Below are 14,145 nucleotides of genomic sequence, written 5' to 3'. Positions count from 1 at the left end.
ACTGTCGCACCCCCTGCCCTCCTACCTGCAGGCCGACAAGCTCGGCCCCTGGGGCAATTACCTGCAGCAGGTCGACCGCGTGATTCCGCACCTGGGCAGCCTGGCACGGTGGGCGGAGACACTCAAGCGGCCCAAGCGCATCCTGATTGTCGACGTGCCCATCCACATGGACGACGGCACGGTGGCGCACTTTGAAGGTTACCGCGTGCAGCACAACGTCTCGCGCGGTCCGGGCAAGGGCGGCGTGCGTTTTCACCAGGATGTGACCTTGTCTGAAGTGATGGCGCTGTCGGCCTGGATGTCGATCAAGAACGCCGCGGTGAACGTGCCCTACGGCGGCGCCAAGGGCGGAATCCGCGTGGACCCGAAGAAACTCTCGCGCGGCGAACTCGAACGCATGACACGCCGCTACACCAGCGAGATCGGCATCATCATCGGCCCGAACAAGGACATCCCCGCGCCCGACGTCAACACCAATGAGCAGATCATGGCGTGGATGATGGACACCTACTCGATGAACACCGGCTCGACCTCGACCGGCGTGGTCACCGGCAAGCCGGTGGACCTGGGCGGCTCGCTGGGTCGGCGCGAAGCCACCGGCCGCGGCGTGTTCACCGTTGGCGCCGAAGCAGCCAGACACATCGACCTGGACATCGCGACCGCCCGCGTGGCGGTGCAGGGTTTTGGCAATGTGGGCGGCGTGGCCGGCAAGCTGTTTGCCGAAGCCGGCGCACGCATTGTGGCCGTGCAGGACCATGGCGGCACGATTTACCGCGAGGCCGGGCTCGATGTGCCCTCGCTGCTCAGACACGTGGCGGAGACCGGCAGCGTGGCCGGTTTTGCGCAGGCCGAAAAAATCGACGACGACAAATTTTGGGAAGTCGATTGTGAAATCCTGATCCCTGCCGCATTGGAGCAGCAGATCACCAAGGACAACGCCGGTCGCATCAAGGCGCGCATGATCATTGAAGGTGCCAACGGGCCGACCACCCCCGAAGCCGACGACATCCTGCAGGAACGCAATGTGCTGGTGCTGCCCGACGTGATTGCCAACGCCGGCGGCGTGACCGTCAGTTATTTCGAATGGGTGCAGGATTTTTCAAGCTTTTTCTGGGACGAAGCCGAAATCAACGCCCGCCTGGTGCGCATCATGAAGGAAGCCTTTGCCGGCGTCTGGCAGATGTCCCAGGACCACAAGGTCAGCCTGCGCACTGCGACCTTCATCGTGGCCTGCAAACGCATTCTGCACACGCGCGAGTTGCGGGGTTTGTACCCCTGATCGGCGGGAAGGCTATCCCGCGGTTCCAGATTCAAGCAGGGGCCGCGGGACTGGCTTTGCCAGTCCGCAGACGCAGCGGCCCCCTCGGAAGGCAGAGCTACACGCAGTGAACGACCGTGGGGATCAGTGAAGCTTGACGGCCGCAGGCAGCGGCAAGGGCATCACGTCGATGCCCTCTTCCAGCAGCTCGACCGCTTCGGCCCGGCTGGCCTGGCCGCGGATGCTGCGCTGCTCGGCGTCGCCGTAATGCATGGCACGGGCCTCGTCGGCGAACCGTTCGCCCACGTCCTCGGTGTTGGCCATCACGTGGCGCAAGGCCTTCAGGAACTCGGCCTGAACGGCCGGGCTGCCGGCGGCAGCCATCACCTCATGCACCGGGCTGCTGGCCGGCGCGGCCGCAGGCACGGACAGTTCACGCGAAGATGAAGCCGCTGCCGGCTCCGCGCCGGTGGCGCCCAGATTGAGCCGGGGCGCGCTGGGCATTTTCCGCACGGACGGGTCGGCGCACAGCGGGCAGGTCACCAGGCCGCGGGCCAGCTGGCCCTGAAAGTCATCTTCCGACGCAAACCAGCCTTCAAAGGCGTGCTGGTGCGAACACTGGAGGTTGAGGACTTTCATGGGCTGATTATCAGGCCCCGGCGCGGGAAGCGCCGGTCTGCCAGTCCAGCGACCATGCGCCCGACAGGACGTTTTGTAGCCACAGCGCGCCCGTCAGTGTCTTGCCGTCGGTGACACGGCCGTCGCGGCACCACTGCAGCAATTCGGCCGGGGTGGCCGTGAACACGTCGAGAAACTCGCCCGCGTCGAGCTTGCGTTCCCCGAGGGTCAGGTCCCTGGCGAACCAGATGTCGATGAACTCGGTCGAGTAGGAAATCACCGGGTGCATGACACCGGCGCGGGCCCAGGACGCCGCGCTGTAACCGGTTTCCTCGAGCAGCTCGCGCTGCGCACAGGCCAGCGGTTGCTCGCCGGCATCGAGCTTGCCGGCCGGAAACTCCAGCATCACGGCCTGCACCGGGTAGCGGTATTGCCGCTCCAGCACCAGGCGGCCGTCGCCGAGCTGGGCAATGATCATGACCGCGCCCGGATGGCGCACATATTCGCGTGAGGCTTCGCGCCCGTCCGGCAGGCGGACCGTGTCGCGGAAAGCATGGAGGAAATGGCCGTGCAACAGCTCCTGGCTGCCAACCTTGTGCTCGATCAGATGGCTGTCGGCCGGATCAAGGGGCTCTGCGGGATGCTCAGGCATGGCGGAGGATCGGGCGGACGCCGCGCTCAACGATGTTTGAACAGGTAGCGAAACACAAAGCCCGGAAAGGCGAAGGTGATGAACAGCGTGGCCGTGATGGCGTAGAACTCCCAGCCCTGCGGCGCGATCTGGCCGGCGCGCTGCTCCAGCAGCAAGGCGACACCGCCCACCACGACGTACCAGAACACCATTTCGGCAAGACGCACCGCGAGGTTCTTCGGGTTCTTCAGCCGGTACACCAGCAGCACGCGGTTGCTGATGAACGGCAGGTTGGCCGCCAGCAGGGCCAGCGCCACCACCAGCCATACCGAGACAGTCTGGTTCATGTGCCGAGGGACTTCACAACGCTGGCAATCGCCTGCTGGCACAGCGTCATCAGGCCGCCGGGCATGACACCCAGCAGCAGCACCAGCGCACCGTTGATGGACAGCACCACGCGGGCATCGGCAGGGGCCACGATGGCCGTGGGCATGCCGACGTTGGGTGCATCAAAATACATCACCTTGACGATACGCAGGTAATAGAAGGCGCCGACCAGCGACATCAGCACCGCAAAAACCGCCAGCACGATGTAGCTGGTCTGCTGCGAGGACACCAGGGCCTGCAACACGCCGAGCTTGGCGTAGAAACCAACCACAGGCGGCACCCCGGCCAGCGAGAACATGCTGATGGCCATGACGCCGGCAAACAGCGGGCTGCGCTGGTTCAGGCCGGCCAGGTCGGTGATTTCCTCGGACTCGTGGCCAGCACGCGCCAGCAGCAGGATGATGCCGAACACCGCGAGTGTGGTCAGCACATAGGTGATGGCGTAGAACATGGCCGCGCCGTAGGCGTACTCGGCGTTGAGCGGCCGCCCGGGAACCACCGCGGCCAGTAGCGCCAGCAACAGGAAGCCCATTTGCGAGATGGTGGAGAACGCCAGCATGCGCTTGAGGTTGGTCTGCGCCACCGCCGCCAGATTGCCCACCAGCAGCGAACCGATGGCCATCAGCGCCAGCATCTGCTGCCAGTCGATGGCCAGCGGCAGCAGGCCCTGCACCAGCAGGCGGATGCAGATGGCAAAGGCGGCAAACTGCGGCGCCGCACCGATCAGCAGCGTGATCGCCGTGGGCGCGCCCTGGTACACGTCGGGCAGCCACATGTGAAACGGCACGGCGCCCAGCTTGAAGGCCAGGCCGGCCACGATGAAGACCAGGCCGAACACCAGCACCTGGTGGTTCACCTGGCGGCTGGCAATGGCCCGGTACACCTCGTTGACGTCCAGCGAGCCGGTGGCGCCGTACATCATGGACAGGCCGTAAAGCAGGAAGCCCGAGGCCATGGCACTGAGCACAAAGTACTTCATCGCGGCTTCAGTGGCCGTTGCGTTGTCGCGGCGCAGCGCCACCAGGGCGTAGCTGGACAGCGTCATCAGCTCCAGGCCCATGTAGAGCACCAGGAAGTTGTTGCCGGAGATCATCACGAAGATGCCGAGCAGCGCAAACATGCCCAGCGTGAACAGCTCGCCGCCGCGCAGCATGTCGCGGTCTGCCGCATACCCGCGCCCATACACCAGGGTGACCATCATCGCGATCGAGGCGAAACACTTGAGCCAGTTGCCCATGGGGTCGCTCACGACCATGTTGCCGAAGCCGTAGAACGTGTTGCCCTTGACGGCGTACACGGCCTCCAGTGCCGCCACGGCAGCCAGCGTCAGCAGGGTCAGCACATAAGTCAGGGTGCGCTGCGGGCTTTTCACGCCGAGGTCGACCAGCGCGATCACGCAGGCCATGACCAGGAGCACGATTTCCGGGTAGACCGATAGCCAACTGAGTTTGTCAATCATCTGGATTCTTTGAAATGGTTGCTTATTGCAGTTTGGAAGCCGCGACGTGTTTCAGCAGGTCGATGACCGAACTGTCCATCACATCGGTGAAGGGCTTGGGATAGATACCCATGAACAACACGGCAATGGCCAGCAGGGCCAACATCAGGAATTCACGGCTGTTGATGTCGGCCAGGCCTTTGACATCGTCGTTGGCGACTGGTCCGAGGTAGACGCGCTTGAACATCCAAAGCGTATAGGCCGCGCCGAAAATCAGCGCCGACGCGGCGGCCGCGCCAATCCAGAAGTTGAACTTGACCGCGCCCAGGATCACCATCCATTCGCCGACAAACCCGGCTGTGGCGGGTAGGCCGCAGTTGGCCATTGCAAACAGCAGCGCAAAGGCCGTGAACTTGGGCATGGTGTTGACCACGCCGCCATAACTGGCGATTTCACGCGAATGCACACGGTCATACAGCACGCCGATACACAGAAACATGGCGGCGGAGACGAAGCCATGCGCAATCATCTGCACAATGCCGCCGGACACACCGATGTCGTTGAAGATGAAAAAGCCCAGGGTGACAAAACCCATGTGCGCCACCGACGAATACGCCACCAGCTTTTTCATGTCCCGCTGGACCATGGCGACCAGGCCGACGTAAATCACGGCGATCAGCGACAGGGCAATCATGAGCCCGGCCCATTCGCGCGCGGCGTCTGGCGCAATCGGCAGCGAAAACCGCAGGAAGCCGTAGGCACCGAGCTTGAGCATGATGGCGGCCAGCACCGCCGAGCCGCCGGTGGGCGCCTCGACGTGCACGTCGGGCAGCCAGGTGTGGACCGGCCACATCGGCACCTTCACCGAAAACGCCGCCAGGAAGGCGAAGAACAACACCGTCTGCGCGGTGGCGTCCAAGGGCAGCTTGTACCAGACGGCGAGGTCAAAACTGCCGCCCGACTTGACATACAGGAAGATCAGCGCGATCAGCATCAGCAGCGAGCCGAGCAGCGTGTACAGGAAGAACTTGAAGGCCGCGTAGATCTTTCTCGGCCCGCCCCAGACGCCGATGATCAAGTACATCGGGATCAGCGTGGCTTCGAAGAACACGTAAAACAGCATGCCGTCGAGCGCCGCGAACACACCTATCATCAGGCCGCTGAGGATCAGGAAAGCGGCCATGTACTGGTTGACGCGGCTGGTGATCGACTCCCAGCTCGCGATGATGACCACCACGTTGATGAAGGCCGTCAGCAGCACAAACCATAGCGAGATGCCGTCCACGCCGAGGTGGTAGTTGACATTGAAACGCTCTATCCACGGGGCCTTCTCGACAAACTGCATGGCCGACGTGCCGATTTCAAAGCCGCCGTAAAGAGGAAGGGTCACAAGGAAACTGACGATGGCACCGATCAGTGCGATCCAGCGCACGCTGCGCGCCTGGTCGTCACGTCCGAGGGCCAGCAGGATGACGCCGAAAAAGATCGGCGTCCAGATGGCAAGGCTCAACAATCCCATTTTTATTCTTCTCCTTGTCGCTTATTTGCTGAGCAATTCTTTGATCATCGGCCAGGTCGAGAAATAACTGACCAGGATAAAAATACCGACGATCATGGCCAGCGCGTAGTGGTAGATGTAGCCGGTCTGCACCTTGCGCACCACACCGGACACCCAGCCGACCAGCTTCCAGGAGCCGTTGACCAGTGCGCCGTCGATCAGCTTCTCGTCGCCGCCCTTCCAAAGACCAATGCCCAGGCCGCGCGCACCACGCGCGAGAACGTTCTCATTGAACCAGTCCATGTAGTACTTGTTCTCAAGCAGCGTGTAGAGGGGCTCGACGCGGCGCTTGATGGCTGCCGGCAGGGCCGGGTTGACCATGTACATGTAATAGGCTGAGGCGACGCCCGCAAGTGCCAGCCAGAACGGCGCGGTCATGAGGCCATGCAGCGCCATCTGGGCCGGACCGTGGAACATTTTTGCCAGTTCGGCCATGGCCGGGTGTTTGGCCGCGTTGACGATGATGGCGTCTTTCAGGAAGTCGCCGAACAGCATGGCGTCAATGCTCATGAAGCCGATCACCACCGAGGGAATGGCCAGCAGGACCAGCGGCGCGGTCACCACCCAGGGCGACTCGTGCGGCACATGGGCCGCATGGTGCGCATCATGGCCATGGTGGTCGTCGTGGTGGGCATCGGGGTTCTGGTCAAAACGCTCCTTGCCGTGGAACACCAGGAAATACATGCGGAAGGAATAAAAGGCTGTCACGAACACACCGGCGAGCACCGCGAAGTGCGCAAAACCGGCGCCCGGCAGGTTGCTGAAATGCACCGCTTCGATGATGCTGTCTTTCGAATAGAACCCGGCAAACAGTGGTGTGCCAATCAGCGCCAGGGAACCGAGCAGCGCCGTGATCCAGGTGATGGGCATGTACTTGCGCAGCCCGCCCATCCAGCGAATGTCCTGGTTGTGGTGCACCCCCATGATGACGGAACCCGCCGCCAGGAACAGCAGCGCCTTGAAGAAGGCGTGGGTCATCAGGTGGAAGACGGCGACCGAGTAGGCCGAGGCGCCCAGCGCCACTGTCATGTAGCCGAGTTGAGACAAGGTGGAATAGGCCACGACGCGTTTGATGTCGTTCTGGATGATGCCCAGAAAACCCATGAACAGGGCCGTGATGGCGCCGATCACCATGATGAAGCTCAGCGCGGTGTCGCTGAGTTCGAACAGCGGTGACATGCGGGCCACCATGAAGATGCCGGCCGTGACCATGGTGGCGGCGTGGATCAGCGCGGAAATCGGCGTCGGGCCTTCCATGGAGTCTGGCAACCAGACATGCAGCGGGAACTGCGCCGACTTGCCCATGGCGCCAATGAACAGGCAGATGCAGATCACGGTGATCAGCATCCAGTCGGTGCCCGGGAAACCGAGCTTGGCGATGTCGCCCGATTTGGCAAACACCTCGGTGTAATTGAGCGAGCCGGCGTAGGCCGCGAGCAGGCCAATGCCGAGGATGAAGCCGAAGTCGCCGACCCGGTTGACCAGGAAGGCCTTCATGTTGGCGAAGATGGCGGTCGGCTTGTTGAACCAGAACCCGATCAGCAGGTAGGACACCAGGCCCACGGCCTCCCAGCCGAAGAACAGCTGCAGCAGGTTGTTGCTCATCACCAGCATCAGCATGGAGAAGGTGAACAGCGAGATGTAGGCGAAAAAGCGGTTGTAGCCTTCGTCTTCTTCCATGTAGCCGATGGTGTAGATGTGCACCATCAGCGAGACAAAGGTCACGACACACATCATCATGGCGGTCAGGCCATCCACCAGGAAGCCGATTTCCATCTTCAGCCCACCCACGACCATCCAGGTGTAAAGCGTTTCATTGAAACGCGCACCGTCGATGGCGACACTCTTGAGTGTCATGGCCGAGATGATGAAGGCCACCAGCACACCGACGATGGTCAGCGTGTGCGACAGGCGGCGGCCTATCCAGTTGCCACCGAACGTGGTGCCGAAAATACCGGCCAGCAGCGAGCCTGCCAGAGGTGCCAGGGGAACGGCCAGCAGGGTGGCGGCGGAAAGGGTCTGGCTCATGTTCTTCTTATCCCTTGAGCGTGTTGAGTTCGTCCACGTTGATGCTGGCCTTGTTGCGGAACAGCAGAACGAGAATGGCCAGGCCGATGGCCGATTCGGCGGCCGCGACGGTCAGGATGAAAAACACGAACACCTGGCCGGCCAGGTCATTGAGGTAGTACGAGAAAGCCACGAAGTTCATGTTGACGGCCAGCAGCATGAGCTCGATCGCCATCAGGATGATGATCAGGTTTTTCCGGTTCAGGAAAATACCGATGACCGACAGCGCAAACAGCATCGCGCCCAGTGTCAGGAAATGTCCCAGCGTGAGCATCATGCCTTTTCCTCCGGTGCGGCAACCACAGGGGCAGCCTGCGTGGCCTTGATCTTGACCAGGCTGACGCGATCGCCGCGCTTGACGCGGATCTGGTCGGCCGGGTTGGTGTTTTTGGAATCCTTGCGCGCACGCAGGGTCAGCGCAATGGCGGCAATGATGGCCACCAGCAGAATCACTGCCGCGATTTCAAGCGGATACAGGTACTCGGAATACAGCACCTTGCCGATCTCTTTGGTGTTCGAATACTGCGCGGCGGCCTGCCCTGCCACCACGGCCGACTTCGGCGCCTCGCTCAGGCGGAAACCGCCCATCAGCACGGCAGACATTTCCAGTGCAATCAGCGCACCGACGCTGGCAGCCAGCGGAAAGTGCTTCCAGAAACCCTTGCGCACCCCTTCCATGTTGATGTCCAGCATCATCACGACAAAGAGGAAAAGCACCATCACGGCGCCGACATACACCAGCACCAGCGTGATGGCCAGGAATTCGGCCTTGAGCAGAATCCACAGGGCCGACGCCTGGAAGAAGGCCAGCACCAGGTAGAGGGCGGCATGCACGGGATTGCGCGCCGTGATCACCCGGAATGCGGCAAACAGCAGCACCAGGGCGAAGAGATAAAAGAGACCTGTTTTAGCGTCCATGTTCTGCGAATCTTTCTTGAGCCAACGACCTGGGGGCGGTGTCAGCGGTACTTGGCATCCGCGGCGCGGCTGGCAGCGATTTCTTTTTCGTAACGGTCACCGACAGCCAGCAGCATGTCCTTGGTGAAATACAGGTCACCGCGTTTTTCGCCGTGGTATTCGAAGATGTGGGTCTCGACGATGGAGTCCACCGGGCAGCTTTCCTCGCAGAAGCCGCAGAAGATGCACTTGGTCAGGTCGATGTCGTAACGCGAGGTGCGGCGGCTGCCGTCTTCGCGCACATCCGATTCGATCGTGATGGCCATCGCCGGGCAGACGGCCTCGCACAGCTTGCAGGCAATGCAGCGCTCTTCGCCGTTTTCATAACGGCGCAGCGCATGCAGGCCGCGAAAACGCGGACTCAGCGGCGTCTTTTCTTCCGGGAACTGGATCGTGATCTTGCGCTTGAACATGTACTTGCCGGTCAGGGCCATGCCCTTGAACAGCTCGGTCAGCATGAAGCTGGATACGAAGTCTTTGACAGAGGCAACTGCACTCATGATGATTTCCTGAGAGCTACACGAAGTGAGCGAATGCGGGGGCCAGGCTTTTCCGACGGGCCGCCCCTAGGAAAAACGCGCCCCCTCGGGGGGCAGAGAGCTACACGAAGTGAGCGAACGTGGGGGCTCATGGTCATTTCCAGAGGCTGTACGGGGTCTGCATCCAGGCCCCGATGACCACCAGCCAGACCAGGGTCACAGGAATGAAGATCTTCCAACCCAGACGCATGATCTGGTCATAACGGAAGCGCGGGAAGGTGGCGCGCACCCACAGGAACAGGGTGACCACCACAAAGGTCTTCAGCCCCAGCCAGATCCAGCCAGGCACCCAGTTGAAGAGTTCGCTGTCGATCGGCGACAACCAGCCGCCGAGGAACAGGATCACGGTCAGGATGGACACCAGAATCATGTTGGCGTATTCGGCCAGGAAGAACATGGCGAAGGCCATGCCCGAGTACTCGACCATGTGGCCGGCCACGATTTCCGACTCGCCCTCGACCACGTCAAACGGGTGACGGTTGGTTTCGGCCAGGCCGGCAATGAAAAACACCACGAAAATCGGCAGCAGCGGCAGCCAGTTCCAGGACAGGAAGTTCAGGCCTTTGCTGGCCGCCATGCCGATGGACTGGCCCATCACGATGTCGGTCATGTTCAGGCTGGCCGACACCATCAGCACCACCACCAGGCAAAAACCCATGGCGATTTCGTAGCTGACCATCTGCGCCGACGCCCGCATGGCGCCCAGGAAAGCGTATTTGGAATTCGAAGCCCAGCCGGCAATGATGACGCCGTACACCTCGAGCGAGGTGATGGCCATCAGGAACAGCAGGCCGGCGTTGATGTTGGCCAGCGCCACATCGGGCCCGAAAGGCACGACCGCCCAGGCCGCCAGCGCCGGCATGATGGTCATGATGGGGCCGAGCACAAACAGGCCCTTGCTGGCCGCCGTCGGAATGATGATTTCCTTGGTCAGCAGCTTGAGTGCGTCGGCAATCGGCTGCAACAGGCCGAAGGGGCCGACGCGGTTCGGGCCGAGGCGGATCTGGGTAAAACCGATCGCCTTGCGCTCCCACAGCGTGAGGTAGGCCACACAACCCATCAGCGGCAGCAGCACCACGACAATCTTGATCAGGGTCCAGAGCACCGGCCAGACCGTGCCAGGCCAGATGCCGCCCATCAAACCCTGGCCGAAGCTGAAAATGGTGTCAATCATGCTGCCACTCCCTCAAGCGCAGCGGCCTGCCGCGCATCAGCCGTCAGTTGCAGCGAGGTGGCGCGCCGGACCAGGCTGTCGAGCTGGTAAATGCTGGCCACGACAGGCGCCGCACCGGCCGCCGTCAGCTGGACCGCCGCCTGGGTTGCATTGCCAAGCTGCTGCGCCGGCACCATCGCACCTTCGGCACCGGAAATCTGCCGCAGCACATCCTGCGCGGACTCGAAATCAAAACCCGGCAGGCCGAGCAGGTTGGCCAGCACGCGCAGCACCTTCCAGGCGGGCCGCGCTTCCCCGAAGGGCTTGACCACGGCATGAAAACTCTGCACGCGGCCCTCGGCGTTGACAAAGGTGCCGGGCGTTTCGGTGAACGGTGCAATCGGCAGCAACACGTCGCTGAAATCCATGTTCGCCTTGAAGGGGCTCAGGGTCACCACCATGTGCGCGCTGTTGAGTGCGGCCTTGGCCGAAGCCCCGGCCGCCGAATCGAACTCAGGCTCGTTGTTGAGCAGAATGACGGCCTTGAGCTTGCCCGCCAGCATCTGGCCGGCATCCAGGCCGTTGCCCGCCGGGAACGCGCCAGCGAGCTGTGCGCCGACGGTGTTGGCCGCTTCCGTGAGGTAACCGACGGTCGCGCCGGTCTGCTCGCCGATCCAGTTGGCCAGGGCCAGCAGGCTGGCGGCGTTGGCATGGTGCGCGGCGGCATTGCCCAGCAGGATGGCCTTGCGCTCCCCGCCCTGCAGGGACTTTGCCACTGCTTTGGCGACGTCCGTGGCCTGGCCGGCGGCAGGCGCCGGAACACCCTTGTCCGCCGCTATCGCTGCGGCCACATCGGCCAGGGCCTGCGCCCAGGCACCCGGCTCGGCCAGGACCGCATTGGCCACCGGCATCGCCCAGGCGTCGACCGAGGCCAGCTCTGCTACGGAAGTGATAGCACTCAGCGCACAGCCCTTGCGGACGGACTGCCGGATTCGCTGGGCAAACAGCGGGTGGTCCTTGCGCAGGTTGGAACCCACGACCAGCACACGCTGCAGATTGGACAGTGACGCGATCGAGGTGCCCAGCCAGCGCACGGAGGACGACGGGGCAAATTCAGCATTGCGCAGGCGGTAGTCGATGTTGTCGCTGCCCAGGCCGCGCATCAGCGAGGCCGCCAGGAACAGCTCTTCGAGCGTGCTGTGCGGGCTGGCCAGCGTGCCCACGCTGTCGGCACCGTGGTCAGCCTTGATCTGCTTGAGCCCGTTGGCGACATATTCGAGCGCGGTCTGCCAGTCCACGGCCTTCCACTGTCCGCCCTGCTTGAGCATGGGGGTGGTCAGGCGCTCGTCGCTGTTCAGGGCTTCGTAGGAGAAACGGTCGCGGTCGGCAAGCCAGCATTCGTTGACGTCTTCGTTTTCGAGCGGCACGACACGCATGACCCGGTTGTTCTTGACCTGGACAATCAGGTTGGCACCGGTCGAATCGTGCGGGCTGACCGACTTGCGGCGCGACAGCTCCCAGGTGCGGGCGCTGTAGCGGAAAGGCTTGCTGGTCAGCGCGCCCACCGGGCAGATGTCGATCATGTTGCCCGACAGCTCGGAGTCCACCGACATGCCGACAAAGGTCTCGATCTCGGCGTGTTCACCGCGGTGCGACATGCCCAGCTCCATCACGCCGGCGACTTCCTGGCCAAAACGCACGCAGCGCGTGCAGTGGATGCAGCGGCTCATCTCTTCCATCGAGATCAGCGGGCCGACATCCTTGTGGAAAACCACGCGCTTTTCTTCCTCGTAGCGCGAACCGCTGCTGCCGTAGCCGACCGCCAAGTCCTGCAACTGGCACTCGCCGCCCTGGTCGCAGATCGGGCAATCGAGCGGGTGGTTGATCAGCAGGAACTCCATCACGCCCTTCTGGGCCTTGATGGCTTTGTCGCTCTTGGTGTGCACGATCATGCCCTGCGTCACGGGCGTGGCGCAGGCCGGCATCGGCTTGGGCGCCTTTTCCACATCAACCAGGCACATGCGGCAGTTGGCCGCGATGCTGAGCTTCTTGTGGTAGCAAAAATGGGGAATGTAGGTACCGGCTTTTTCGGCCGCATGCATCACCGTGCTGCCTTCGAGCACTTCCACTTTCTGACCGTCGAGTTGGATTTCAACCATGGTGATTTTGCTTTGAGGGAGGCGCTGTTATGCGTAAACCGGGACCAGACAGGTCTTGTGGGTGATGTGGTGTTCGAACTCGGCGCGGAAGTGCTTGATCATGGCGCGCACCGGCATGGCCGCGGCGTCGCCGAGCGCGCAGATGGTGCGGCCCTGGATGTTGTCGGAGATCGAATTGAGCATGTCCAGGTCGCTCTCGCGGCCATGGCCGTGTTCAATGCGGTCCACCATGCGCCAGAGCCAGCCGGTGCCTTCGCGGCAGGGTGTGCACTGGCCGCAGCTTTCATGCATGTAGAAGTAGGACAGGCGCAGCAGGCTCTTGACCATGCAGCGGGTCTCGTCCATCACGATCACCGCGCCGGAGCCGAGCATGGAGCCGGCCTTGGCGATCGAGTCGTAGTCCATGTCGGTGGCCATCATGATGTCGGCCGGCAGCACCGGCATCGACGAGCCGCCGGGAATCACGGCCTTGAGCTTGCGCCCGCCGCGCATGCCGCCCGCGAGCTCGAGCAGTTTGGCAAACGGGGTGCCCATCGGGATTTCGTAGTTGCCTGGACGCTCGACGTCGCCGCTGATGGTGAAAATCTTGGTGCCGCCGTTGTTGGGCTTGCCGCAGTCCAGGTAGGCCTGGCCGCCATTGCGGATGATCCAGGGCACGGCCGCGAAGGTTTCGGTGTTGTTGATGGTGGTCGGTTTGCCATACAGGCCGAAACTGGCGGGGAACGGCGGCTTGAAACGCGGCTGGCCTTTTTTGCCCTCCAGCGATTCAAGCAAGGCGGTTTCCTCGCCGCAGATGTAGGCGCCGAAACCATGGGCCGCGTGCAGCTGGAAGCTGTAATTGCTGCCCAGGATATTGTTGCCCAGCAGCCCGGCGGCACGCGCTTCTTCCAGCGCTTCTTCAAACCGCTTGTAAGTGGTGAAGATTTCGCCGTGGATGTAGTTGTAGCCCACATTGATGCCCATCGCGTAGGCGGCGATCGCCATGCCTTCGATGACGATGTGCGGGTTGTACTGCATGATGTCACGGTCTTTGGCGGTGCCCGGCTCGCCTTCGTCCGAGTTGCAGACCAGGTATTTCTGGCCCGGGAACTGGCGCGGCATGAAACTCCACTTCAGGCCGGTCGGAAAACCCGCGCCGCCACGGCCGCGCAGGCCGCTGCCTTTGACCTCGGCGATCACCTGGTCTTGCGTCAGGCCTTCGCCGCCATCCTGGCCGAGGATCTTGCGCAGGGCCTGGTAACCGCCGCGCGCTTCGTAGTCTTTCAGGCGCCAGTTGGCACCATCGAGGCCCGCCATGATTTGCGGGTCGATATGGCGGCCATGGAACGAGGTCTGGACGCCGGTGGCCTCAAACTGGGAAAGGATGCTGGAAGCAGACAT

At 62.6% G+C, this 14,145-nt stretch carries 13 protein-coding genes; 1 reads left to right on the top strand and 12 read right to left on the bottom strand.

Translation table 11 applies throughout. The features are described 5' to 3' along the window. Window position 1: 1 nt before the first annotated feature. Window positions 2–1,279, top strand: coding sequence for a Glu/Leu/Phe/Val dehydrogenase (locus B7G52_RS16815; RefSeq protein WP_096698698.1), 1,278 nt, complete (start codon window positions 2–4; stop codon window positions 1,277–1,279). Window positions 1,280–1,402: 123 nt separating this feature from the next. On the opposite strand, the gene B7G52_RS16810 is transcribed toward B7G52_RS16815, so the two are convergent. The 12 genes from B7G52_RS16810 to nuoF form a co-directional block, all read right to left on the bottom strand. Then, window positions 1,403–1,897 carry a DUF1178 family protein gene (locus tag B7G52_RS16810; RefSeq protein WP_096698697.1) on the bottom strand — a complete coding sequence of 165 codons (495 nt, stop codon included), beginning with the start codon at window positions 1,895–1,897 and terminating at the stop codon, window positions 1,403–1,405. A gap of 10 nt (window positions 1,898–1,907) precedes the next feature. Beyond that, window positions 1,908–2,558: an NUDIX domain-containing protein gene (locus tag B7G52_RS16805; protein WP_170954792.1), complete on the bottom strand. Its 651-nt coding sequence runs from the start codon at window positions 2,556–2,558 to the stop codon at window positions 1,908–1,910. Further along, on the bottom strand, window positions 2,555–2,854 hold the full coding sequence (locus B7G52_RS16800; protein ID WP_096698695.1) for a DUF2818 family protein: 300 nt from the start codon (window positions 2,852–2,854) through the stop codon (window positions 2,555–2,557). The genes B7G52_RS16805 and B7G52_RS16800 overlap by 4 nt, the downstream gene beginning before the upstream one ends. Further along, the gene (gene nuoN, locus B7G52_RS16795) at window positions 2,851–4,353 is read right to left on the bottom strand and encodes an NADH-quinone oxidoreductase subunit NuoN (RefSeq protein WP_096698694.1); all 1,503 of its coding nucleotides are present in this window, start codon (window positions 4,351–4,353) and stop codon (window positions 2,851–2,853) included. The genes B7G52_RS16800 and nuoN overlap by 4 nt, the downstream gene beginning before the upstream one ends. Window positions 4,354–4,375: 22 nt before the next feature. Next, window positions 4,376–5,851, bottom strand: a complete 1,476-nt coding sequence (locus B7G52_RS16790; RefSeq protein WP_096698693.1) for an NADH-quinone oxidoreductase subunit M — start codon at window positions 5,849–5,851, stop codon at window positions 4,376–4,378. Window positions 5,852–5,872: 21 nt separating this feature from the next. After that, window positions 5,873–7,918 carry an NADH-quinone oxidoreductase subunit L gene (gene nuoL, locus B7G52_RS16785; protein WP_096698692.1) on the bottom strand — a complete coding sequence of 682 codons (2,046 nt, stop codon included), beginning with the start codon at window positions 7,916–7,918 and terminating at the stop codon, window positions 5,873–5,875. Window positions 7,919–7,925: 7 nt separating this feature from the next. Beyond that, the gene (gene nuoK, locus B7G52_RS16780; RefSeq protein WP_096665916.1) at window positions 7,926–8,234 is read right to left on the bottom strand and encodes an NADH-quinone oxidoreductase subunit NuoK; all 309 of its coding nucleotides are present in this window, start codon (window positions 8,232–8,234) and stop codon (window positions 7,926–7,928) included. Beyond that, window positions 8,231–8,875 carry an NADH-quinone oxidoreductase subunit J gene (locus B7G52_RS16775; RefSeq protein WP_096698691.1) on the bottom strand — a complete coding sequence of 215 codons (645 nt, stop codon included), beginning with the start codon at window positions 8,873–8,875 and terminating at the stop codon, window positions 8,231–8,233. Before B7G52_RS16775 ends, nuoK begins: the two co-directional genes overlap by 4 nt. Window positions 8,876–8,916: 41 nt before the next feature. Next, entirely contained in the window at window positions 8,917–9,414 is a 498-nt protein-coding gene (nuoI, locus tag B7G52_RS16770) for an NADH-quinone oxidoreductase subunit NuoI (protein ID WP_096698690.1), read from the bottom strand. Between the two features lie 133 nt (window positions 9,415–9,547). Next, a complete protein-coding gene (gene nuoH / locus B7G52_RS16765) occupies window positions 9,548–10,627 on the bottom strand; it encodes an NADH-quinone oxidoreductase subunit NuoH (protein WP_096698689.1) in 1,080 nt (359 codons plus the stop codon). Then, window positions 10,624–12,765, bottom strand: coding sequence for an NADH-quinone oxidoreductase subunit NuoG (nuoG, locus tag B7G52_RS16760; RefSeq protein WP_096698688.1), 2,142 nt, complete (start codon window positions 12,763–12,765; stop codon window positions 10,624–10,626). The genes nuoH and nuoG overlap by 4 nt, the downstream gene beginning before the upstream one ends. A 27-nt stretch (window positions 12,766–12,792) precedes the next feature. Next, on the bottom strand, window positions 12,793–14,145 hold the full coding sequence (gene nuoF, locus B7G52_RS16755; RefSeq protein ID WP_096698687.1) for an NADH-quinone oxidoreductase subunit NuoF: 1,353 nt from the start codon (window positions 14,143–14,145) through the stop codon (window positions 12,793–12,795).

It is taken from the genome of Polaromonas sp. AER18D-145, assembly GCF_002379095.1.
Lineage (GTDB): Bacteria > Pseudomonadota > Gammaproteobacteria > Burkholderiales > Burkholderiaceae_C > Polaromonas.
Note: the sequence above shows the minus strand (reverse complement) of the source record. Positions and strands in the feature narration are given on the sequence as shown.

Coding starts and splice junctions, on each gene's coding strand:
- B7G52_RS16810 (WP_096698697.1), bottom strand. CDS start 1,897: ATGAAAGTCCTCAACCTCCAGTGTTCGCACCAGCACGCCTTTGAAGGC.
- B7G52_RS16800 (WP_096698695.1), bottom strand. CDS start 2,854: ATGAACCAGACTGTCTCGGTATGGCTGGTGGTGGCGCTGGCCCTGCTG.
- nuoN (WP_096698694.1), bottom strand. CDS start 4,353: ATGATTGACAAACTCAGTTGGCTATCGGTCTACCCGGAAATCGTGCTC.
- B7G52_RS16790 (WP_096698693.1), bottom strand. CDS start 5,851: ATGGGATTGTTGAGCCTTGCCATCTGGACGCCGATCTTTTTCGGCGTC.
- nuoL (WP_096698692.1), bottom strand. CDS start 7,918: ATGAGCCAGACCCTTTCCGCCGCCACCCTGCTGGCCGTTCCCCTGGCA.
- nuoK (WP_096665916.1), bottom strand. CDS start 8,234: ATGATGCTCACGCTGGGACATTTCCTGACACTGGGCGCGATGCTGTTT.
- B7G52_RS16775 (WP_096698691.1), bottom strand. CDS start 8,875: ATGGACGCTAAAACAGGTCTCTTTTATCTCTTCGCCCTGGTGCTGCTG.
- nuoI (WP_096698690.1), bottom strand. CDS start 9,414: ATGAGTGCAGTTGCCTCTGTCAAAGACTTCGTATCCAGCTTCATGCTG.
- nuoH (WP_096698689.1), bottom strand. CDS start 10,627: ATGATTGACACCATTTTCAGCTTCGGCCAGGGTTTGATGGGCGGCATC.
- nuoG (WP_096698688.1), bottom strand. CDS start 12,765: ATGGTTGAAATCCAACTCGACGGTCAGAAAGTGGAAGTGCTCGAAGGC.
- nuoF (WP_096698687.1), bottom strand. CDS start 14,145: ATGTCTGCTTCCAGCATCCTTTCCCAGTTTGAGGCCACCGGCGTCCAG.